Here is a 21455-nt window from a genome sequence, read left to right on the forward strand (position 1 = left end):
CATGATCGCGTGCCGCGCGCCCGCCCGCTTGATCTGTATCAACGGACGAATCTCGGCGTCACGGGGGCGATGCCCCGATCACGCCATCTGGCCGATCGTCTTGCGGAACCACGTCAACGACAGCAGGAACAGCACGCAGCCGATCGCGAACAGCGCCGCGAACTGGGCCCACACCGCATCAAGCCCGGCACCGCGATACAGGATGCGCTGCGCGAGTTCGACGAAATGGGTGGTCGGCGCGGCCAGCATGATGTCCTGCACGACGGGCGGCATGCTCTCGCGGGGCGTCAGTCCGCCCGACAGCAGTTGCAGCGGCAGCAGCACCAGCACGAGCAGCATGCCGAACTGCGGCATGCTGCGCACGAGCGTCGCGAGGAAGATCCCCATCGACGTCGTCGCGAACAGATGCAGCGCCATCCCGGCCACGAACAGCGGCACGGACCCGGGAATCGGCACGTGCAGCGCGCCGCCCACGACGAACGTCAGCGAAGCGACGGCCGCCACCGTGACGACGAGCCCCATCGACCAGACCTTCGCGAGCATGATTTCGGCCGCGGTGACCGGCATGACGAGCAGATGCTCGATCGTGCCGTGCTCGCGCTCGCGAATCAGCGCGGCCCCGGTGAGGATCATCGACAGCATCGTCACGTTGTTGATCAGCTCCATCAGCGCGCCGAACCAGACTTCGTCGAGATTCGGGTTGAAGCGCATCCGCATCGCGAGATCGACGGGCGGCAAGGACGTGCCGCGATGGCGGCGCACGAACGCATCGATCTCGCCCGCCACGATCTGCTGGACGTAACTGCCGCCGGTGAACGCCTGCGTCATGCGGGTCGCATCGACGTTGAGCTGGATCGTCGCGCGGCGGCCGGACAGCACGTCGCGCTGGAAGTCCGGCGGAATGTCGAGCGAGAACGTGTAGTCGCCGTTGTCGAGACCGCGGTCGGCCGCGCCGGCGCCGACGATCGGCGGCGGCGCGAACTGCGGCGGGAAGAACGCGGCCGCGATGCGCGCCGACAGCGGCGACGCGTCCTCGTCGACGATCGCGATTGGCACCTTGTGCAGCGTTTCCGGGCGGGCGGTGGCGGCGACGTAGATCGATGCGCTGAACGTGTAGACGATCAGCGCGAGCAGGATCGGGTCGCGGGCGAGGCTCCACAGTTCCTTGATGCCGAGCCGGTAGATGACGAGCAGGCGTGACATGATCACCGCTCCTGCTTGCGCAGCAGGATGCCGGTCGCCACCATGATGACCGGCACGGCCGCGAGCATCGGCCAGAACTGGGACGACAGGTCGGCCAGCCCGAGCGCCTTGTTGTAGACGCCGCGGCTGATCGCGAGCATGTAGGTGGCCGGATAGGCGGTGCCGACCCACTTGCCGCTGCCCTCGAGCGACGACAGCGGCGTGAGCAGGCCCGAGAACTGCACGACGGGAATCAGCGTGCCGACGATCGTCATGAAGATCGCGGCGATCTGGCTGCGGGTGAACGTCGACGCGAACAGCCCGATGCCGGTGGCCACGACATTGAAGATCAGCACCGCGGCCGCCAGCGTCGCGAAACTGCCCTTGATCCGCACGCCGAACACGACGTCGGCCAGCACGACCATCAGCAGGAAGTTCAGCATGGCGAGCATGACGTACGGCGCCTGCTTGCCGAGCAGGAATTCGGCCCGCGTGACGGGCGTCACGTACAGGTTGACGATCGAGCCGAGCTCGCGCTCCCGCACGACCGCGAGCGCGGTCAGCATCGCGGGCAGCATCAGCAGCAGCATCGGCATGATCGCGGGAATCATGGCCGGCAGGCTCTTGACGTCGGGGTTGTAGCGATAGCGGATCGCGATGTCGACGGCCGGCGCGAGCGACATGCCGAGCCGGCGCTTCGCCTGGTCGCGCAGCCAGTTCTCGTGCATGCCGGCCACGTAGCCGCGGATCGTTTCCGCGCGCATCGGCATCGCACCGTCGACCCATGCGCCGATCTCGACGCGGCGCCCGCGCGCGACGTCGCGCGCGAAACCGGGCGGGATCTCGATCGCGAGCGACAGCCGGCCGTTGCGCATGCGGCGCTCGATGTCGCGATCGTCGACGAGCGGCGCGCGCGGCACGAAGTAGCGGGAACCGGCGAGGTTCTGCGCATAGTCCTGGCTCAGGATCGACTGATCGCGGTCGAGCACCGCGAACGTCAGGTTGTCGACGTCGAGGCTGATCCCGATGCTGATCACGCACATCAGCACGAGCGAGCCGAACAGCGCCAGCGTCGCGCGCAACGGGTCGCGTCGCAGCTCCAGCACTTCGCGCCACAGATAACTGCCGGCGCGCGCCGGGCTGAACCACGCCGCCGCATGGGCGCCGCCGCCGCCCGCACCGGCCGCCGCGGGCGGCGGGGCGAGCCAGCCGGCGTCGGACGGTGCGCCGTCCGCGCCGTCCGCGGCGTCGGTACGCTGCGCGTCGCTCAAGTAGCCGATGAACGCCTCCTCGAGCGTGCCGGCGCCGCGCTGGCGGACCAGTTCGTCGGGCGCGGCGCTCGCCAGCACGCGGCCCGCGTGCATCAGCGAGATGCGGTCGCAACGGGCGGCCTCGTTCATGAAGTGCGTCGAAATGAAGATCGTGACCCGATCGTTGCGCGCGAGCGCGATCATCAAGCGCCAGAAGTCGTCCCGCGCCACCGGATCCACGCCCGACGTCGGTTCGTCCAGGATCAGCAGGTCGGGCTTGTGGACCATCGCCACGGCAAGCGAGAGCCGCTGGCGTATGCCGAGCGGCAGGCGTTCGGGCAGCGCGTCGAGCACCTCGGCGAGCCCGAAGCGCCCGACCATTTCGGTGATCCGCGCGGGCAGGTCCGGTTCGGGCACGCCGAACAGGCGCGCATGCAGCACGAGGTTCTGCCGGACGGTCAGCTCGCCGTACAGCGAAAACCCCTGCGACATGTAGCCGACCCGCCTGCGCGTGTCGATGTCGTTCGCGGCGACCGGCCGGCCGAACAGCGTCGCCGTGCCTTCGGACGCGGCGAGCAAGCCCGTGAGCATCTTCATCGTCGTCGATTTGCCGCAGCCATTGGAGCCGAGAAACCCGAAGATTTCGCCGCGCCGGATCTTCAGGCTCACGTGGTCCACCGCGACGAAATCGCCGAAGCGCATCGTCAGCGCGTCGGCCTCGATCGCGTAGTCGACGGCCGCGCCGGGCTCGAACGGCGTCGGCCGGACCGGCTGGTGCCCGTGCCGCCGCGCTTCCGGCAGCAGCGCGACGAACGCGTCTTCCAGCGTGTCGCAACCGGTGCGGGCGAGCAGCTCCGCGGGGCTGCCCGTCGCCAGCACGCGGCCGGCGTCCATCGCGATCAGCCGGTCGAACCGCCGTGCCTCGTCCATGTAGGCGGTTGCCACGAGCACGCTCATCGCAGGACGCGCGGCGCGGATGCGTTCGATCAGTTCCCAGAACTGGGCGCGCGACAGCGGGTCGACCCCGGTTGTCGGCTCGTCGAGGATCAGCAGGTCGGGATCGTGGATCAACGCGCAGCAGAGGCCGAGTTTCTGCTTCATGCCGCCGGACAGTTTGCCGGCAGGGCGGTCGAGAAACGCATGAAGGCCGGTGCTGTGCGTGAGTGCGTCGATGCGGCGGCGCCGCTCGGCCGCATCGTGGCCGAACAGTCTCGCGAAGAACTGCAGGTTTTCCTCGACCGACAGCGTCGCGTACAGGTTCCGGCCCAGGCCTTGCGGCATGTAGGCGATGCGCCGGCATACCCGCGCGCGATGGCGGCGCGACGACAGGTCGCCGTCGAGCGTCCAGACCCGGCCCTGCTGGATCGCCCGCGCGCCGGACACGAGCGCGAGCAGGCTCGACTTGCCGACACCGTCCGGCCCGATCAGCCCGATCATGCGGCCGGCCGGGATGTCGAGCGTCACGTCGTCCAGCGCGCACGTGGCGCCGTAGCGCAACGAGACACCCGACAGCCGGGCGACCATGCCCGATGGCGCGGACGCCGGCGGATCTTCCGCCGCGCCGGCCCCGGTGTCGACGGGCAACGTCGACTTCATTGCGGCACCTTGATCGCGAGGCGGGCCGGCCAGCCTGCGCCCGGATCGGTCTTCAGCCACGCGACGCCCGGCAGGCCGGTCTTGACGAGTTTCAGGTGGCGCTGCAGCAGGTCGCGGTCGATGCGTGCCTTGACCCGAAACATCAGCTTCTGCCGTTCGGTGGCCGTCTCGACCGTCTTCGGCGTGAATTGCGCGGTGCTCGACACGTACGACACGCGGGCCGGAATCACGTATTCCGGTGCCGCATCGAGCACGATCCGCACGTCGGCGCCGAGCGGCACCCTGCCGACGACCGTTTCGGGCAGGAAGAACGTCATGTAGACGTCGGACAGGTCGACGACATTGAGCACCTTGCCGCCCGCCGGCAGGACTTCACCGGATTCGGCGATGCGATACTGGACGCGCCCGTCGCGCGGCGACGTCAGCTCGCTGTCCGAGATGTCGGCCCGCACGCGTGCGACCGTCGCCTGCGCGGCCGTCACGGCCGAGCGCGCCGCGACGAGCTGCGCGCGGGTCGCGTCGATCCCGGCCTGGGCGGCGTCCACCTGGGCGCGCGCGGCATTCACGGTCGCTTTCAGGCTGCCCGCGCGGGCGCGATCGTCGTCGAGTTCCTGCAGCGACGACGCACCGTCCCGCGACAGCGTTTCGGAACGCGCGAGGCGTCGCATCGCGGCGTCCAACTCGCTTTCCCGCTGCACGACGAGCGCGGCGGCGGCGGCCTTGTCGCTGCGGCGCTGGGCCACCTGCGCGTCGATGCTCGCCGCGGTGTTCACGGCCTGCTGTTCCCGGGCCTGCGCCTCGTCGAGCTGGGCCTGCAGGACGACGACGTCCATGCGTGCCAGCGGTTGACCGGCCGTCACGAAGTCGCCTTCGTCGACGAGCATCGCGGTGACCCGTCCCGGCAGCTTGGTCGCGACGTCGATCTCGGTCGCCTCGATGCGGCCGTTGCCGCTGACGAGGCCCGCATCCGACTGTCCGTCGCGCCAGCGGGTCCACCCGTAATACGTGAGGCCGATCGCGAGCACGGCCGCACCGGCACCGATCAGAAGAGGGTGCTTGATGGTTTTCATTGTCGGGAACCCGAATCGGTGGAAAGGTGGTCCGGTGCGGCGGCGGTCTTGCCGGTATCGGTCGTTCCGCCGCCGAGCGCGCCGTACAGCGCGACGCGGCTCGACAGCAACGCGCGACGTGTCATGACCCATTGCTGCTCCGCGTTCATCAGGTCCCGTTGTGCATCGAGGACTTCGAGGAAGCGGGTGGCGCCGCTGTCGTAGCGCAGCTTCGCGAGGCGCGCCCGCTCCATCTGGGAGACGAGCGTGGCATGCTCGATCGCGACCTGATCGGCGAGCCAGTAGCGCGCGGCGAGGGCATCGGACACGTCGCGAAATGCGCGCTGCACGGTCTGCTCGTACTGCGCGAGGGCCTCGTCGCGCTGCGCGCGCGCGAGGGCGAGATTCGACCGGTTGCGGCCGCCGTCGACGAGCGGCAGCGTGACGTTCGGGATCACCGACCACACGCCCGCTCCGGACGACAGCAGGTCGTGCAGCGCGCTGCTTCCCGAACCGATCGCGCTCGTCAACGCGATGCGCGGGAAGAACGCCGCGCGGGCCGCGCCGATATTCGCGCGCGTCGCCTGCAGTTCGTGCTCCGCGGCCATCACGTCCGGACGCCGGGTCAGCAGCGAGGCGGGCAGGCCCGGGGCGAGCGACGGCATCACGGCGCCGTCGTCGAGCGTGAGCGGCGTGTCCGCCCGCTCCGGCGTCGCGCCGACCAGCAATGCCAGCGCATCGGCAGCCGATGCACGCGCCTGCGCCAGCTGCGTGCCGAGCGACTCGGCCTGCTGCAGCAGGATCTCCGATTGCGTGAGGTCCAGGCGCGAGATCGCACCGGCCGCATGACGCAGCCGGAAAATCCGCAGCGACTCGCGTCGTGTATCGATCGTCGCGCGCGTCAGCGCGATCCGTTCATCGATCTCGCACAGGGTCAGGTAGGCGTTCGCGACGCCGGTGATCACGCTCAACGCCATCGCCTGCCGGGCCGCGTCGCTCGCGAGATAGCGCTGCAGCGCCGACGCCTTCAGGTTGCGCACGCGGCCCCAGAAATCGATCTCCCATTGCGTCTCGGCCAGCTGGACTTCATAGACCTGGCCGACGATCGGCGCGGGCGTCAGGAAGCCGCCGGGCGTGCGAAACCGCGCATAGGCCGCGCCGGCGCCGATCGTCGGCCACTGATCCGCGCCGCGGATGCCGTAGACGGCGCGCGCCTGTTCGACGCGGGCCACGGCGGCACGCAGATCGCGGTTGTTGGCGAGCGCCTGCTCGATCAACGCGCGCAGGCGTGCATCGACGAAGTAGTCTTGCCAGGCAGGCGGCGCTTGTGCAATGGCGGGGCCGCGAGCCGACGGATCGGGGAACGCGGCGGGGATCGGGGCGGCCGGACGTTCGTCGGGTGGCGCGAACGACAGGCATCCGGACAGCAGGGCCGCACCCGCGGCCAGCGCAACGAGACGCATGCGCCGCGCGAAGGCAGGCTGAAACAGCGGCGGAAGCGCGACGGCGCGCATGGGATCTCCCATCGGATACGCGAACACTGGATGACGCCGCCTTCATGGCGACGCCGCTTCGGGTTCACTTATATCCGACGATTGCCGCGCGCTCCCTTGATCTGCATCACTGCCGCTGTAATGCGTTTCGAGTGAACCCTCGCTTGACAGGCAAACGCCAGATCGCCCGGCCGATGCGCCATTTACAGGCGGTCGCCGGGCGCGAGATTCAGCAGCACGACGAACGACAGGATGCTCAGGATCAACGTGACGATCGAATACCTGAACACCCGTTCGTCGAACAGCATGCCGTGCACGATGCCGGCCAGCGATGCCAGCGCGATGAACACGCTCAGCGTCGCGAGTGCGATGCGGTACTGCTTTCGGTTCATGACGGTCTCCCGGGAAGCGGTTCTGCCCTCTCGACGCGACCTGCCGGCGTTGTCGCGGCGTTCGCGGCGTCTCCGGTCATGATCGAGTCGCGCCGCGGCGCACCGTTGATCTGCATCAACAGACGAATTCAGCGGTGACGCATGCGCGTGCCGTGCCGGCAAGCCCGCGGTTGATTGATCCTCGTCAAGCCGCCGGCGCCGCCATGCGCGATGCTGAATCGGGTACGGCACGCGTCCGGTCGCACGCTTCGCGATCGGCACGCGCCCGGACGGGAGACCGACATGAAGTCCGATGCAGCACTCAAGCAGGATGTCGAGCAGGCGCTGTTCTGGAATCCGGCGATCGATGCGCGCCGGATCGACGTCGACGTACGCGACCGGATCGTGACGCTGCGCGGCACGGTCGACAGCTGGGCCCAGAAGCTCGAGGCGCAGAAAACCGCGCTGCATGTCGCGGATGCGCGCGCGCTGGTGCTCGAGCTGAACGTCGAGCCGCCGGAGGATGCCTGCGCCGACCACGAACTGGCGATCGCGATCACGTTCGCGCTCGGCTGGCAGGAGGCATTGCGCGATCACGCGATTCGCGTCGAGGTCGATCACGGCTGCGTGACGCTCGACGGCGAGGTCGATCATGCATACCAGAGCCGTGCGGCGGAAAAGATGGTGAGCCGGATGAAAGGCGTCGTCGGCGTCGCGAACCGCATTCGGGTGCGCGCCGACCATACGGTGCCCGACGTGGGCACCCGGATCGCCGAAGCGCTGGCCCGTCGCGCGCAGCGCGAGTCCGCCGGGATCTCGATCGATGCGGACGACGGCATCGTCACGCTGACGGGCACGGTCGCGTCGCTGGCGGAACGACGCGCCGCGTGTGGCGCGGCGGCGTCGGTCAGGGGCGTGCGCGAGGTCGTCGACCGGCTGACTGTCGCGTGAACGTCGCGCCCGTACGGTCCATTACCACGGAGAAGCAGCCATGAATCGCTCGCATTCCGGCCCCGGCCGCCACTATCTGCGCCGCGACAAGCGCATGCAGCCGCACACGAAGGACAGTTACCGCGAGCCGAAACGGCCGCCGGGCGACCGGATCTGCGACGGATGCGGGGCCGTCTGCGATGCCGGCCGCTGGACCTGGTACGCGACGCCGCTCGACCGGCGTCAGCTCGAATGCCCGGCCTGCAAGCGCATGCGGGAAAACGCGCCGGCGGGCGAACTGGTGCTGCGCGGCGAATACATGCGCAAGCATCGCTCGGCGATCCTCGAACTGCTCGAGCGGCAAGCCGGTCTGGAAATGAGCGAGCACGCGCTCGAACGCATCATGGAGATCGAGCAATCCGGCGACACGCTCGTGATTCGAACCACCGGCGTGCACGTGGTGAGGCGCATGGGCGAGGCGCTGCTGCATGCGCATCACGGCGCGCTGGCATTCAACTATCGCGACAGCGAGGACCTGCTGCGCGCGAGCTGGACGCGTGACGCGGCTTGAGCGGTCGCGAGTCCGGCGCACAGGCGCGACGTCATGAAGAAGCCATTCGACTACTCCGCGTTGCTGATCCCGATCGCGTTCGCCATCCTGATCGCCTATCAGTTGCTGATGGCCCAGCCGGCGACGACATCGATTTCGTACAGCGATTTTCATCGGCTGGTCGACGCGCGGCTCGTCGACGAGCTCGAAATCGGTCAGTCGTCGATCTCGGGTGCGCTGCGCATGCCTGAAGCCGGCGCGCTGCTGCCGGCTTCCGACGCGGTTGCCGTCAAGCAAGCCGGGCCGCCGTGGCGCTTCACGACGAACCGCGTCGGCGACGATCATCTGGTCGCCGCGCTGACCGCCGCCGGCATCCGCTATCGCGGGATGCCGGATTCGGGCTGGATCGCGACGCTCGCGACGTGGATGTTTCCGATGATCATGTTCTTGCTGGTGTGGAACTTCATGATGCGGCGGCCGGGCGGGATGAGGGACCTGAGCGGCATGGGCAAAAGCCAGGCCCGCGTGTACGTGCAGCAGGAAACCGGCATCACGTTCGACGACATCGCGGGTATCGACGAGGCGAAGGCCGAGTTGCAGCAGATCGTCGCGTTCCTGCGCAGCCCCGAACGTTATCAGCGGCTCGGCGGCAAGATTCCGAAGGGCGTGCTGATCGTCGGCGCGCCGGGCACCGGCAAGACGCTGCTGGCACGTGCCGTTGCCGGCGAGGCGGGCGTGCCGTTCTTCACGATCAGCGGGTCGGCATTCGTCGAGATGTTCGTCGGCGTGGGCGCGGCCCGCGTGCGCGACCTGTTCGGGCAGGCGCAGCAGAAGGCACCGTGCATCGTGTTCATCGACGAACTGGACGCGCTCGGCAAGGCGCGCGGCGTCGGACTGATGTCGGGCAACGACGAGCGCGAACAGACGCTCAACCAGCTGCTCGTCGAGATGGACGGCTTTCAGGCGAATTCGGGCGTCATCATCATGGCCGCGACCAACCGGCCGGAGATCCTGGATCCGGCGCTGCTGCGCCCCGGACGGTTCGACCGCCACATCGCGATCGACCGGCCGGACCTGACCGGACGCAAGCAGATCCTGGCCGTGCATACGAAGCGCGTGAAACTCGCGCCGGAAGTCGATCTGGCCGAGCTGGCGTCGCGCACGCCGGGCTTCGTCGGCGCCGATCTCGCGAACGTCGTCAACGAAGCCGCGCTGCATGCGGCCGAACTCGGCAAGCCAGCGATCGGCATGGCCGACTTCGACGAGGCGATCGATCGCGCGATGACGGGCATGGAGCGCAAGAGCCGCGTGATGAACGAACAGGAGAAGCGGACCATCGCCTACCATGAGGCAGGGCACGCGCTCGTCGCGCAAAGCCGTGCGCACTGCGATCCGGTGAAGAAGGTGTCGATCATCCCGCGCGGCATCGCGGCGCTCGGCTATACGCAGCAAGTGCCGACCGAGGATCGCTACGTGCTGCGCCGGAGCGAACTGCTCGACCGGCTCGACGTGTTGCTGGGCGGCCGGGTGGCCGAGGAAATCGCGTTCGGCGACGTCTCGACCGGCGCGCAGAACGATCTCGAACGCGCGACCGCGCTGGCGCGGCACATGGTCATGCAGTACGGGATGAGCGACGCGATCGGCCTGATGACGCTCGACGACGCGGCATCGCCGGGCGGGGCGCCCGGCGTGTGGACGCCGGGCGACGGCCGCTGCAGCGAGCACACGGCGCAACTGATCGACGGGGAAGTGCGCGCGCTGCTCGAGGACGCGCATGCGCGGGTTGCGGCGACGCTCGGCGCGCGTCGCGATGCGCTCGAACGGATCGCGCAGAGCCTGTTGCAGCACGAATCGATCGATCACGACAGGCTGGTGGCCCTCATGGGGCCGCCGGACGATGGCGACGGGGAGCACCGTCCGGCGCAAGCCGATACGGAAGCCGTCACCGGCGTCTCCGCCTGAGCGATCGAGCGCCGGAACGACGCCGGACGCCTGCCGTCGGCCATGGTGCCGGTCAACAGCTGATGCAGACGGCGTTGTCGCACGGTCGTGCCGCGTCATCCGCGACGACCGACGCAAGCTGCGGATCGGGGCGGAAGACGGTGATGCCCTTGAGCCGGTCGCGCCAGGCCTGGAAGAACAGCGCATCGACCTGGGCGAGCGAACACTGGCCGGGCATCGTGACGGTCTTCGAGATGCCGGCGTCGACGCACGGCTGCAATGCGGCGAGCATCGCGACGTGATCGGACGGTGCGATATCCGCCGCCGTGACGAAGTAGTCCGGTAGCGCGACGTGCTCGCCGTGCCGCTCGCGAAACAGCCGGTAAGCGTGATTCTCCACGCGAAACGGACGGATCCGCCCGTCCGCCGTGCGCACCATGCGGCGCTGCGTCCAGCCGACGGCCGGCTCGATCCCGTTCGAACAGTTGTCGCAGAAGGCGAGGCTCACGCTGCCGGCCGGCGCAAACGACAGCAGATGGCTGTTGCGCAGCCCGTGCCGCGCGATCGCGTGATGGACCTTCAGCTGCAGGCGCATGCGGTACGCGGGGCCGCTCAGATAGGCGGCCGGATCGTAGGCGGGAAATGCGCCGCGCTCGGCGGCAAGCGCAGCGGACGCGGCAAACGCATGCTCGCGCATCGTCCGCGCGATGCCGGCCGCCACCGTACGCGCGTCGATGCTGTCGTAGCGCAACCGCAGCATCGTCAGCGCGTCGCCCAGCCCGGTGACGCCCACGCCGACGCGCCGCATCCGGCGCGCCTCCCGTTCATGCGCCGCGAGCGGCCACGCGGTCAGGTCGAGCACGTTGTCGAGCAGGCGCACCTGGATGCGCACCGCGTCGGCGAGCGCCGCGGCATCGAAGCGCGGTTTGCCGTCGACACCGAACGGGTGAGAGACGAACCGCGACAGGTCGATCGGTCCGAGCACGCAACCGCCGTAGGACGGCAGCGGCTGCTCGCCGCACGGATTCGTCGCGTCGATCCGCTCGTGCGCGCGCATCGGATTCGCCTCGCGGATCGTGTCCAGAAACAGCAACCCGGGTTCGGCGCTGTCGCGTGCGGCATGGACGATCGCGTGCCAGAGCGCGCGGGCCGGCACCGTTGCATGAAGATAGCGCCCATCCAGCCGCCGGATCGATGCACCGGATGCGGCGCGGGGCGGCGCGTGATGAACGAGCGCCCAGGGCAGATCGTGCGCGACCGCTTCCATGAACGCGTCCGTGATGCCGACCGACAGGTTGAACGTCGGCCAGCGCATGCGTGCGCGCTTGGCGGCGACGAACGCGAGGAGATCCGGATGATCGCAGCGCAGCACGCCCATTTGCGCGCCGCGGCGCGGGCCGGTGAACGGCAGGGCGCCGCACATGGCATCGAAGCGGTCGATGGCCGCGCATGCCCCTCGTTCGGCTGACAGGCGCCGTTCGTACGCACCGGCGGGCGGCACCGGCGAGAAGTCGTAGCCGATTCCGCCCCCCATCAACAGCGTGAGCCGCGCGTCGTCGAGCGCCTGCTCGAGCGCGGCGTCGACGGTCTGCACCGGCCGGTCGGGCGACACGGCAAGCGGATGGACGAAGCAGTTGATCATCGTCCCGCCCGTCCGTGCGCCGGCGTTCGCCAGGATGCGGCCGGCGCCGATCGCACCGTGCTGCAGGTTCCGGAAGAACGCCTGCTCCATCTGCGCACGCAATCCGGTCGGCTCGGCGAGCGACAGCGCATGCGCGACCCGACGGAAGACGGCCGCGCGAGACGTTTCGCCGGGCTGCGCATAACGTTCGGCGAACACGGTGGTGCAAAGCGGCTGCTCGTCCATGGCGGGGCTCGGCGACAACGAATGATTCAATGTAGGCGCCTGCCCGGCCGTGCCGTTGATCGAGCGCAACCGGGCGCTTTCGCGGCACCGCTTGATGGCGGTCAACGCCGTCGCCGGCGTCGGACGTAACGTGGAGCCACGCCGGCGTCCTGCGCGCCTGCCATCGACTACGAGCAACCTGCCATGACCGATATCGTGACCGTCACGCTGAATCCGGCCGTCGATGTCTCGACGTCGGTCGAGCACATCGTCGATACCCACAAGCTGCGCTGCGCACGGCCGCGGCGCGACCCCGGCGGCGGCGGGATCAACGTCGCCCGGACCGTTCACCGGCTCGGCGGCGACTGCGTCGCGTTGTACCTGGCCGGCGGGCCGACCGGCGACGTCTTGACGCTGCTGCTCGAAGCGGAGCGCCTGCCGGCGGTGCGCATCCGGATCGCGGGCGAGACGCGCGAGAACGTGTGCGTGACCGAGACCGCGACCGGACGCGAATACCGCTTCCTGATGCCCGGGCCGCCGGTCACGGAGGCCGAGTGGCGGGACTGCGCGGCCCGCATTGACGCCATGCAGCCCGCGCCGCGTTACCTCGTGCTGAGCGGCAGCCTGCCGCCCGGCGCGCCCGACGACCTGTATGCGACGCTCGCGCGAACGGCCCGGGCACGGGGAAGCAGGGTGGTCGTCGATGCGGCGGGCCGCGCGCTGCAAGCGGCCCTCGAGGCCGGCGTTCATCTCGTGAAACCCAGTCTCGGCGAACTGAGCGCGCTGGCCGGCGAACCGCTCGACGACACGTCGGCGTGCCGCAAGGCGAGCGAACTCGTGGCGCGAGGCCAGGCCGACATCGTCGCGTTGACGCTCGGTGCGCGCGGCGCCTGGGTCGTCACCCGCGACCGCACGCTGCGCCTGCCCGCCAGGCCGACGGCGGTATGCAGCACGGTCGGCGCCGGCGACAGTTTCGTCGGCGGCATGGTCTGGGCGCTGGCGCGCGGCGTGCCGTTCGACGACGCGTGCCGCTACGCGCTGGCGGCATCGTCCGCGTCGGTCGAGCATCCGGGGACGGCGCTGTGCACCCGCGACGACATCGAGCGGATTCATGCCGAACTGGTTGCGCAGGCAAGCTGACGGTTCGCCGGCTCGACGCAAGCACGATCGCGTCGATGCGCGATCGATCATTGATCTGGCTCAGCGGTATTCGCGCCGCGATCGCGAAAAATGGGGCAGCCATTCCACGAGGTCCGCCATGGCCGTTCGCCCGATCGCCTGCCTGCTCCTGCTGTCGTGCGTGTCGGCGGTGTCGTCCGCCGACGTCGCAACCGTCGACTCGCCACCGCCGCGCGTGCTGATCCTCGTCTATCACCGGTTCGCCGCCACGCGCCTGGATTCGATGACGGTGCGTACCGAAACCTTTCGCCATCAGCTGCAGGCAATCGACGCGAACGGCTACCGCATCGTGCCGCTTGCCGACGTCGTGCGCTGGCACGGCGGCCAGGCCGATGCCGTGCCGGCGCGTGCGGTCGCGATCACGGTCGACGACGGTCATCGCTCCGTCTACGACATGCTGCGTCCGTTGCTGGCCGCCCGTCCGATGCCGGTCACGCTGTTCATCTATCCGTCCGCCATCTCCAACGCCAGCTACGCGATGACATGGGACCAGCTGCGCACGCTCGGGCAGGCCGGCGGGTTCGACATCGAGTCCCATACGTACTGGCATCCGAATTTCCACACCGAGCACGCCCGGCTCACGCCGGACGACTACCGGCGCTTCGTGTCGTTCCAGTTAAGCCGGTCACGAGATCGACTCGAGTCGGAAACCGGTAAGCCGGTGAGGCTGCTGGCCTGGCCGTTCGGCGTCCATGATGCGCAGACCGACCAGTTGGCCGCCCGTGAAGGCTACGTCGCGGCGTTCACGCTCGACGCGCGCCCCGTGCGCGTCACCGACCCGGCAATGGCGTTGCCGCGCTATCTGATGACGGACGACTGCGACACACGGTGCATGAACGGATTGTTGAGAACCGCCGGGGGAAGCCGTGATTGAACGCTTGATCGTCTGCCTGCTCGTATCGCTCGCCGGCTTCGCCGCCCGGGCGGCGCCCGTCACGATCACCGTCGTCGATGCCACGAACGGGCAGCCGCTCGCGGGCGCGATCGGCCATGCGGCGGGCGCGAACCGGACCGCCGATCGCGACGGCGCGTTGTCACTGGAGATCGACGCGGCGGGGACACGCGTGAGCGTGCGGGCGCCCGGCTACGCGCGAACCGAAGTGACGCTCGCGCCCGCCGAGGGCGCGCAGACGATCCGGATGACGCCGGTGCGTCCGAAAGCCGTGTATCTGTCCGCCTACGGCGTCGCGGACCACACGCTGCGCGACGCGGCGCTGTCCCTGCAGGACAAGACGGCGATCAACGCGCTCGTCGTCGACGTGAAGGGCGACAGCGGCGTGACGCCCTATCGCAGCCAGGCGCGCGACATCTCCGGTGCCGCGAGCAATACCGAAGGTGCCATCGTTCGTCCGCCCGATCTGCCGGACCTGTTGCGGACGTTCCACGCGCGCGGTCTTTACGTGATCGGCCGCATCGTCGTGTTCAAGGACGACCCGCTGGCGCGCGCGCATCCCGAGTGGGCCGTGCGCGACGCGGCGGGCGGGATCTGGCAGGACCGCGAGCATCAGCGCTGGATCGACCCGACGTCGCGGGCGGCCTGGCAACACAATTACGATATCGCCGAGGAGGCTGCCCGCATGGGTTTCGACGAAATCCAGTTCGACTACCTGCGTTTCCCCGACGCCAACGGTCTCCGGTTCGCCGAGCCCAATACCGAGGCCAACCGGGTCGCGGCAATCACCGGATTCCTGACCGGCGCGCGCGAACGGCTGCGGCCGTACAACCTCTACGTGTCGGCCGACATCTTCGGGTACGTCTGCTGGAACGCCGACGACACCGCGATCGGGCAGCGGCTCGACGCGCTCGGACCGGTCGTCGACTATGTGTCGCCGATGCTGTATCCGTCCGGCTTCACGTGGGGCCTGCCCGGCTGCCGGAAGCCGACCGAGCATCCCGGCGAGATCGTTGCGCGGTCGCTGGCCGAGGCGAAGCGCCGGACCGGCCTGGGCGGTGTCCGGTTTCGGCCGTGGCTCCAGGCGTTTCGCGACTATGCGTTCGATCGCCGGCCGTTCGATGCCGACGAGATCCGCGCACAGGTCGACGCGGCCGACGCGGCGGGCACGGACGGCTGGATGCTGTGGAACCCGCGCAATCGCTACGATCCTGCCGCGTTGCCGCGCTGAGCGGCACGGGCATGGCGGCGCGAACGTGCGAGAGACGAATCGATCATGCCGTGGAATGACGAACGTTATCCGCCTTCGATGCGGTATCTGCCGCCGCCGGTTCGCCGCAAGGCGATCGAGATGGCCAATGCGCTGCTGCGGCAGGGGCGGACCGAGGGCAGCGCGAGCCGCATCGCGATCGCGCAGGCGAAGCGTTGGGAGGATACGCGCGCCAACTTGCGCGGGCGCTCGCGCGGGTCGACGTGACGCGCGGCTGCACGACCGCCATGCCGTCAAAACTGGGCCGTACACCGCACCGGACATTCGCGCGCGGTCATCGCCGGATGCCACCGCGCGGCCAGCACGCACGCGGCGAGCATGACGGCGACCGCGATGCCGTGCACCGGGTTGCGCAGGCACGACGCGACCTGCTCGCTTCTCCCCACACCGAACAGGCACCACAGGCAGAAGTGCTCGCAGTTGTTCGTGAGCAGTCGGTAGCGGCATTCGCCGAGGCGCGATGCCGCGCGGCGCGCTACCTCCGTTCCGTCGTACAGCGTGCGCGCGTGGCGGATGACCGCGAGCCCGAAACCGGCCCGGAAGCCGTCCAGCGTGACGACCTCGACCGGGCCGCCGCTCGCACGGCGCGACCATCCCGCGTAATGAATCACGTTGCCGTCGCCGATGTAGATCCCGTGATGCACGTAACCGGGGCGGCGGGTCGCGAGGTGCGCACCGACCGGTGGTTCGCCATCCGGCATGGCGTCGTCGGCGTGTGCTGCGGTCGGATCCATCATCGCCAGCTCCTCGGTCCTGCGGCGGCGGGGTGGAAGAACCAGGCGCCGGCCGCGAAAGCATTGCGTCCTGTCACGTTTCCAGTATCGGCAGCGGCGCCGCGCGGAACAATCAGCGTGGCCTGAGCTTGCTGTCCGACGTCGGGCCGCCGTGTCGGAAATTTCCGACGAGCCCTGCAATATCGGCTGACAGCCGTCACGGACGATTGCGCCGTCCGCATGCTGTTTCCCCGAGTTTTCGGGTTTGCCGCGCGTTCGGGGCGGGTCGGGCGCGATGACCGTCTCGCGCGCCCGTCCCGCATCACCCGGCTTCGAGAGACGCGCACTTGACTTGAGTCAACGGGAAATCGACGTTCCGCGCGACGCTGACAGCGTCGTCGGCTCGCCCGAGCGACGTCACCGCACGCGCCCCGTTCCGCGACCGGACGGGCGGCATGGCAGCCCTGCGTGCTCGATCAGGAGAGTGAAGATGTGGACCGGAACCGTGAAGAGGCTGCTGCTGGCAGCCTGCCTGCTGAATCTCGTGGCGAACGCGCTGGCTGAAACATCGCCCGAGCCGATCGTGCGCAACGGCGTCGCTTATGTCACCGGCGGCATCGGTCAGGACGAGGTCGCCGCGTTTCGCGACGTCGCACCGCGATACAACCTGCGGATCACGTTCGCCTCGAAGCGGGGCCATTATCTTTCCGATGTCGACGTCACGCTGTCGTCCGGCAAGTCGACGATGCTCGACGCGCATACGAGCGGGCCGTTCCTGTTCGCCCGCGTGCCGCCGGGGCGATATACGGTGTCCGCGCACGACCGGGGCGTTCAGGAGGTGCGGCACGTCGTCGTACCGGCGCGCGGCGCCGTCGACGTGCGCTTCTACTGGCACGACCCCGAACGGCAAGGGGCGATGCGTCTGTGTAGCGGGTGTGCCGGATCGCAGCAGCAACCGGCGCGCTAGCCGTACGTTCGATCGCGACCGGCGAAGCGGCAATGCGCGGCGTGCGCGCCATCGGCGTCGCGGATTTCGGTGCCGAACGCGGTAGCGCCGATTTCGTCGGCACGAAGAAATGGATGCGGTGAAACCGGCTCGATCGCTACGGTCCCGCTGCGCCGCCGCGCTGACCGGCGCGCTGCTGTTCGCGCTTGCCCCGGCCGATGTGCGGGCGGAATCCGGCACGGCCGCGACGATCGACGAGGCGATCGCCGCCGAGATCGCCGACGGCCGTCTTGCCGGTGCGGTCGTCGTGACGGGCGACGCCGCGCATCGCCCGGTGCTTGTGCTCGACCGCCCGGACCCGCTGGGCGGCGATACGTTCGGCGGCCCCGTGGCCGATGCCGGGCCGGCCACGTTCACCGGGTACTTCCCGTTGCCGCTTCAGCCCGGCATGACGCTCGGCGAACTGGCGCGGCTGTTCAACGACCGCCTGCATACCGGCGCGGCACTGACCGTGGTGCCGATGGCGAACTACGCCCGTGCGATGCGCTTCGACGACACCGGGCTCGGCCGGGTGCCGCCATCGCCGAACCTGCGCGATGACGCCGCGCTGTCGCTCTACCCGGAGACAGGGCTCGTCGAAGGGGCGGCGGTCAGCGTCGGGCGTGGCACCGCGACACCGTTCGGCGTGGTCGGCGCGCCGTGGATCGATGGGCGCGTCCTCACCGACGATCTTCGCGCGATGCGGCTGGACGCGACGTTCTCGCCAGTACGCTTCGTGCCGACGGAGGAGCCGCATCGCGGCAGGATATGCGAAGGCGTGCGCATCGAACGGCCGCAGGGCCCGGCACGGCCGGGCGTGATCGGGCTGGCACTCGCGCTGGCGCTGCATCGGCGTTACCCGGCGCAGTTCCGGATCGGCGCGATCCGCGCATCGATCGGCTCGCGCGAGGTGGCGGACATGCTGGAGGCGGGGCGGTCGCTCGACGAGATGGAACGCGTGGTCGAGGCGCAAAACGCCGCTTTCGCGCGCGAGCGGGCGTCGTTCCTGCTGTATTGAGGCAGGAACGCCTGCCGCGGCATGGGCAGGCAAGTCTGCCTGCGATGTCAACCGGAGCTGCGCGGGCGATGGCCGCGCCGAAACGTCAACCGGCGTTCGTTGAAAAGCGCGCGCCAGTCGAGCTTCATCAACACGAACACGAGACCCAGCAACACCAGTTGCGTGACGACGAAGTATCCGCCGAGATAAGTGCCTTCAAGTTCGGATTCCACGTCGAGCCGGGTCGACGCGAAGCGGCCGAGATGCGCCCAGATCGCATAGGTCGTCGCGCGGCCGACGAAGAAGGCCGCCGCGATGATCCTGAGCGGCAACCCGGACAGTCCGTACGCAATGAACAGATAGTTCGACGGAAGCGGGCTCAACGCATAGAAGAAGAACGCGCCGGTGGTGAGCGTTCGGTGCCTTCTCAGCCAGCGTGCGGCGACGTCGATATTCTCGCGATCCGATTCCCGCATCCAGCGGGAGCGGACGAGCGATCGTGCGAAGGTCGCCAGAATCACGCGGCCGGTCGTTGCCGCGCCGGCCGCCACGATGGCAAAGATCAACGGATTGCCGTCCGGCAGGTTGAACCCGACCCACGACATCGCCATCCAGGTAGGCGGGGCGAACGCAGGCATGAGATTCAGCAGAAGAATCAGCAGAAAAAGTATAGCCAGCGTCAGCACGATTTCGATTCCAGGCCATCCGGTGTCACGGTTCAATTTTGCTGACGAAAGGGGCCGGCGGCTTGACTCACGTCAAGCAACGCGCCGTGCCGGCATGTCGCGGGACGCGCATCGTGCTGACCCATGTCAACGGTCGAACCGCGGCGCTCCCTAGACTGATGTCACGCCGTCTGCAACCGGAACAGGATGCAGTGAACGCCTCCATGCACGGCGATCGGAACAATCGTCATGTCGCGCATTCCCTGGTCGATCGATCTTGCGTTGCTGATTCTGGCGGCCGTCACGCTCGCTGCAGGAGGCGCGTGCATCGCGTTCGGCCTGCCTTCGTTCGCGCGCGTCGTCTGGCTGCTGGGTGCGCTGCCGGTCTTGTTCGCGTTGACGGTATCCGTTGGCAGGGCCGTGGCGAGGCGGCAAGCCGGCATCGATGTGCTCGCGTGGCTCGCGATCGGTCTGGCGATCGCGCTCGACGAGACCCTGACTGCCGCGGTCATTGCCTTGATGCTGGCAAGCGGCCGGACGCTGGAGCGGTATGCGCAAGACCGCGCGCAACGCGAGATGACCGCGCTGCTCGCTCGCGCGCCTCGGCAGGCAACCCGGTTCGAGAACGGCGAATGGCGTTCCGTTGCCGTCGAGACCCTCGTTCCCGGTGACAGGTTGCTCGTACGAAGCGGCGAATGCGTGCCAGTCGACGGCACGTTGACGGATGACGCGGAACTCGACGAATCCATGCTGACGGGCGAGTCGTCCATCCAGCGGCGGCGCTCGGGGGAAAACGCATGCAGCGGCGCGGTCAACGCCGGTGCGCCGTTCGACATGGTTGCCCGCACGACGGCGGGCGACAGCACGTTTGCCGGTATCGTCCGCATGGTCGCTCGCGCGCAACGCGAGCGCAGTCCGTCCGTGCGCCTCGCGGATCGATATGCCGCCTTCTTCGTGCTCGCGTCGCTGCTCGTCGCCGGCATCGCCTGGGTGCTGACCGGGGACGTCGCCCGTGCGCTCGCCGTGCTCGTCGTGGCCACGCCTTGTCCGTTGATCCTCGCCGTCCCGGTCGCCATCGTGTCGGGCATGTCGCGTTGTTCGAAGCGCGGCATCCTGGTCAAGGGTGGGGGCGCGCTGGAACGCCTTGCGCAAGCGACGATCCTGTTCTTCGACAAGACCGGGACGCTGACGGGAGGGCGGGCCCGCATCGTGGCGATCGAATGCGAGACGGGCGTCGGGGCGGCCGAGGTGCTGCGTTTCGCGGCGTCGTTGGGCCAGGCTTCGGGGCACGTGATTTCGGATGCGCTGACGGTTGCCGCACGGGAACGCCGGATCGATCTGTCGCCGCCGTCGGTCGTCGTGGAAACGGCGGGCGAGGGCGTGACGGGCCGGGTCGGCAACCGGACCGTCGCGATCGGCAAGTTCGGGTACGTGTCCGCCTGTTCGGCGATCGCCCCGTGGAGCGACGCATTCCTCAAGCGGGTCGGCAACGAGGGCGGGGCTGCCGTGTTCGTCGGCGTCGACGGCATCATGATCGGCGCGATCCAGATGGCCGACCAGGTGCGGCTGGAAACGCCGCGGGCGTTGCGGCTGTTGAAACGAGAAGGCGTCGAGCGCCTCGTCATGCTCACCGGCGACCGGCGGGACATCGCCCAGGCCGTCGGCGAGTTGCTGGGTGTCACCGACGTGCGTGCCGAGCAGACGCCGACGGACAAGCTCGTCGCGATTCAGGCCGCGCGCAAGGAGGGCGTGACGATCATGGTCGGCGACGGCGTGAACGACGCACCGGCGCTGGCGGCCGCCGACGTCGGTATCGCGATGGGGGCGCGGGGGGCGGCCGCGTCATCCGAAGCGGCCGACGTGGTACTGCTGGTCGATCGGCTGGATCGACTCGTGGATGCGATCCGTATCGCACGACGGTCGCGCCGAATCGCACTCGAGAGCGTGGTGGCCGGCATGTCGCTGTCGGTCGTCGCGATGATGGTTGCGGCGGCCGGATTCCTGCAGCCGATTGCAGGCGCGGTGATTCAGGAAGTCATCGACGTCGTCGTCATCGTCAATGCGTTGCGCGTGTCGCTGGTTCGCCCGAGGCCGACGAACGCCCGGCTCGACGATGCCGACGTCGAGCGGCTCAGGCGCGAGCACACGGCATTGTCACCGTTGCTGGACCAGATCAGGGATCTCGCGGATCGCTTGCCGCGACTATCCGGGGCCGCCATCGCCAGCGAGCTGGTCCAGATGATCGACTCGCTCGACGAACGGCTGCTGCCGCACGAACGCGCCGACGATCGGGACGTCTACGCGCGCCTTGCCCCGCTTCTCGGCGGCGAGGACCCGCTGGCTGCGATGAGCGGCGCGCACCGGGAAATCTTCAAGATGGTCCGATCGCTCCGGCAGATGGTCGCGGACCTGCCGCGCGACGGCACGAACGCCATGCAGGTGCAGGCGATACAGCGCCTGTTGTACGGACTGGAAGCGATCGTGCGCCTGCATTGCGCCCAGGAGGAGGAGCTGTTCCACGCCGTCGGAGCGGATGCGTGACGGCG

17 protein-coding genes and 1 pseudogene are annotated in these 21455 nt (G+C 69.0%); 10 read left to right on the top strand and 8 right to left on the bottom strand.

Annotated elements, in window-relative coordinates; all coding sequences use genetic code 11:
* Positions 1 to 78 precede the first annotated feature (78 nt).
* The 5 genes from AC1VVG_RS32640 to AC1VVG_RS32660 form a co-directional block, all read right to left on the bottom strand.
* A complete protein-coding gene (locus AC1VVG_RS32640) occupies positions 79 to 1203 on the bottom strand; it encodes an ABC transporter permease (RefSeq protein ID WP_482837488.1) in 1125 nt (374 codons plus the stop codon).
* A gap of 2 nt (positions 1204 to 1205) precedes the next feature.
* Entirely contained in the window at positions 1206 to 4028 is a 2823-nt protein-coding gene (gene rbbA, locus AC1VVG_RS32645; RefSeq protein ID WP_482837489.1) for a ribosome-associated ATPase/putative transporter RbbA, read from the bottom strand.
* Entirely contained in the window at positions 4025 to 5098 is a 1074-nt protein-coding gene (locus AC1VVG_RS32650) for an HlyD family secretion protein (protein ID WP_034192130.1), read from the bottom strand. The genes rbbA and AC1VVG_RS32650 overlap by 4 nt, the downstream gene beginning before the upstream one ends.
* On the bottom strand, positions 5095 to 6591 hold the full coding sequence (locus AC1VVG_RS32655; protein ID WP_034192131.1) for an efflux transporter outer membrane subunit: 1497 nt from the start codon (positions 6589 to 6591) through the stop codon (positions 5095 to 5097). The genes AC1VVG_RS32650 and AC1VVG_RS32655 overlap by 4 nt, the downstream gene beginning before the upstream one ends.
* Before the next feature lie 182 nt (positions 6592 to 6773).
* Positions 6774 to 6962 (bottom strand): DUF2964 family protein, encoded by a 189-nt coding sequence (locus AC1VVG_RS32660; RefSeq protein WP_034192132.1) that lies wholly within the window; start codon positions 6960 to 6962, stop codon positions 6774 to 6776.
* A gap of 282 nt (positions 6963 to 7244) precedes the next feature.
* Here AC1VVG_RS32660 and AC1VVG_RS32665 point away from each other — a divergent pair, with 282 nt between their 5' ends.
* Genes AC1VVG_RS32665 through ftsH form a run of 3 tightly spaced genes read left to right on the top strand, consistent with a single transcriptional unit; the run spans position 7245 to position 10383 of the window.
* Positions 7245 to 7892 (top strand): BON domain-containing protein, encoded by a 648-nt coding sequence (locus AC1VVG_RS32665; RefSeq protein ID WP_034192133.1) that lies wholly within the window; start codon positions 7245 to 7247, stop codon positions 7890 to 7892.
* A gap of 40 nt (positions 7893 to 7932) precedes the next feature.
* Positions 7933 to 8442, top strand: a complete 510-nt coding sequence (locus AC1VVG_RS32670; RefSeq protein ID WP_034192134.1) for a BCAM0308 family protein — start codon at positions 7933 to 7935, stop codon at positions 8440 to 8442.
* Positions 8443 to 8475: 33 nt separating this feature from the next.
* Positions 8476 to 10383 (top strand): ATP-dependent zinc metalloprotease FtsH, encoded by a 1908-nt coding sequence (ftsH, locus tag AC1VVG_RS32675; protein WP_482837490.1) that lies wholly within the window; start codon positions 8476 to 8478, stop codon positions 10381 to 10383.
* A 52-nt stretch (positions 10384 to 10435) separates the two neighbouring features.
* Here the strand turns inward: ftsH and AC1VVG_RS32680 are convergent, their stop codons facing one another.
* On the bottom strand, positions 10436 to 12229 hold the full coding sequence (locus AC1VVG_RS32680) for an adenosylcobalamin-dependent ribonucleoside-diphosphate reductase (RefSeq protein ID WP_482837491.1): 1794 nt from the start codon (positions 12227 to 12229) through the stop codon (positions 10436 to 10438).
* Between the two features lie 183 nt (positions 12230 to 12412).
* Here AC1VVG_RS32680 and AC1VVG_RS32685 point away from each other — a divergent pair, with 183 nt between their 5' ends.
* From AC1VVG_RS32685 to AC1VVG_RS32700, 4 genes are all read left to right on the top strand, one after another.
* Positions 12413 to 13348 (top strand): 1-phosphofructokinase family hexose kinase, encoded by a 936-nt coding sequence (locus AC1VVG_RS32685; protein WP_034192137.1) that lies wholly within the window; start codon positions 12413 to 12415, stop codon positions 13346 to 13348.
* A 118-nt stretch (positions 13349 to 13466) separates the two neighbouring features.
* The gene (locus AC1VVG_RS32690) at positions 13467 to 14261 is read left to right on the top strand and encodes a polysaccharide deacetylase family protein (protein ID WP_367190751.1); all 795 of its coding nucleotides are present in this window, start codon (positions 13467 to 13469) and stop codon (positions 14259 to 14261) included.
* The gene (locus AC1VVG_RS32695; RefSeq protein ID WP_034192139.1) at positions 14254 to 15510 is read left to right on the top strand and encodes a putative glycoside hydrolase; all 1257 of its coding nucleotides are present in this window, start codon (positions 14254 to 14256) and stop codon (positions 15508 to 15510) included. The genes AC1VVG_RS32690 and AC1VVG_RS32695 overlap by 8 nt, the downstream gene beginning before the upstream one ends.
* A 45-nt stretch (positions 15511 to 15555) precedes the next feature.
* Positions 15556 to 15756, top strand: coding sequence for a DUF2188 domain-containing protein (locus tag AC1VVG_RS32700; RefSeq protein ID WP_482837492.1), 201 nt, complete (start codon positions 15556 to 15558; stop codon positions 15754 to 15756).
* A 26-nt stretch (positions 15757 to 15782) separates the two neighbouring features.
* On the opposite strand, the gene AC1VVG_RS32705 is transcribed toward AC1VVG_RS32700, so the two are convergent.
* A complete protein-coding gene (locus AC1VVG_RS32705; protein WP_059560997.1) occupies positions 15783 to 16286 on the bottom strand; it encodes a lecithin retinol acyltransferase family protein in 504 nt (167 codons plus the stop codon).
* Positions 16287 to 16752: 466 nt separating this feature from the next.
* Here AC1VVG_RS32705 and AC1VVG_RS32710 point away from each other — a divergent pair, with 466 nt between their 5' ends.
* Together AC1VVG_RS32710 and AC1VVG_RS32715 are read left to right on the top strand one after the other, a co-directional pair.
* A complete protein-coding gene (locus tag AC1VVG_RS32710; RefSeq protein WP_034192142.1) occupies positions 16753 to 17229 on the top strand; it encodes a hypothetical protein in 477 nt (158 codons plus the stop codon).
* Positions 17230 to 17521: 292 nt separating this feature from the next.
* Positions 17522 to 18265: pseudogene (locus AC1VVG_RS32715) on the top strand (exo-beta-N-acetylmuramidase NamZ domain-containing protein); the annotation flags it as partial.
* A gap of 47 nt (positions 18266 to 18312) precedes the next feature.
* On the opposite strand, the gene AC1VVG_RS32720 reads toward AC1VVG_RS32715, so the two are convergent.
* Entirely contained in the window at positions 18313 to 18930 is a 618-nt protein-coding gene (locus tag AC1VVG_RS32720) for a membrane protein (RefSeq protein ID WP_034192143.1), read from the bottom strand.
* 228 nt (positions 18931 to 19158) lie between these two features.
* Here AC1VVG_RS32720 and AC1VVG_RS32725 point away from each other — a divergent pair, with 228 nt between their 5' ends.
* Positions 19159 to 21450 (top strand): heavy metal translocating P-type ATPase, encoded by a 2292-nt coding sequence (locus AC1VVG_RS32725; protein ID WP_124608270.1) that lies wholly within the window; start codon positions 19159 to 19161, stop codon positions 21448 to 21450.
* Positions 21451 to 21455: the final 5 nt, after the last annotated feature.

This window comes from Burkholderia sp. L-4 (assembly GCF_056856535.1).

Excerpts from the sequence above, each read along its gene's own strand:
- AC1VVG_RS32640 (WP_482837488.1), bottom strand. The coding sequence starts at position 1,203 with ATGTCACGCCTGCTCGTCATCTACCGGCTCGGCATCAAGGAACTGTGG.
- rbbA (WP_482837489.1), bottom strand. The coding sequence starts at position 4,028 with ATGAAGTCGACGTTGCCCGTCGACACCGGGGCCGGCGCGGCGGAAGAT.
- AC1VVG_RS32650 (WP_034192130.1), bottom strand. The coding sequence starts at position 5,098 with ATGAAAACCATCAAGCACCCTCTTCTGATCGGTGCCGGTGCGGCCGTG.
- AC1VVG_RS32655 (WP_034192131.1), bottom strand. The coding sequence starts at position 6,591 with ATGCGCGCCGTCGCGCTTCCGCCGCTGTTTCAGCCTGCCTTCGCGCGG.
- AC1VVG_RS32660 (WP_034192132.1), bottom strand. The coding sequence starts at position 6,962 with ATGAACCGAAAGCAGTACCGCATCGCACTCGCGACGCTGAGCGTGTTC.
- AC1VVG_RS32665 (WP_034192133.1), top strand. The coding sequence starts at position 7,245 with ATGAAGTCCGATGCAGCACTCAAGCAGGATGTCGAGCAGGCGCTGTTC.
- AC1VVG_RS32670 (WP_034192134.1), top strand. The coding sequence starts at position 7,933 with ATGAATCGCTCGCATTCCGGCCCCGGCCGCCACTATCTGCGCCGCGAC.
- ftsH (WP_482837490.1), top strand. The coding sequence starts at position 8,476 with ATGAAGAAGCCATTCGACTACTCCGCGTTGCTGATCCCGATCGCGTTC.
- AC1VVG_RS32680 (WP_482837491.1), bottom strand. The coding sequence starts at position 12,229 with ATGGACGAGCAGCCGCTTTGCACCACCGTGTTCGCCGAACGTTATGCG.
- AC1VVG_RS32685 (WP_034192137.1), top strand. The coding sequence starts at position 12,413 with ATGACCGATATCGTGACCGTCACGCTGAATCCGGCCGTCGATGTCTCG.
- AC1VVG_RS32690 (WP_367190751.1), top strand. The coding sequence starts at position 13,467 with ATGGCCGTTCGCCCGATCGCCTGCCTGCTCCTGCTGTCGTGCGTGTCG.
- AC1VVG_RS32700 (WP_482837492.1), top strand. The coding sequence starts at position 15,556 with ATGCCGTGGAATGACGAACGTTATCCGCCTTCGATGCGGTATCTGCCG.
- AC1VVG_RS32705 (WP_059560997.1), bottom strand. The coding sequence starts at position 16,286 with ATGATGGATCCGACCGCAGCACACGCCGACGACGCCATGCCGGATGGC.
- AC1VVG_RS32710 (WP_034192142.1), top strand. The coding sequence starts at position 16,753 with ATGTGGACCGGAACCGTGAAGAGGCTGCTGCTGGCAGCCTGCCTGCTG.
- AC1VVG_RS32725 (WP_124608270.1), top strand. The coding sequence starts at position 19,159 with ATGTCGCGCATTCCCTGGTCGATCGATCTTGCGTTGCTGATTCTGGCG.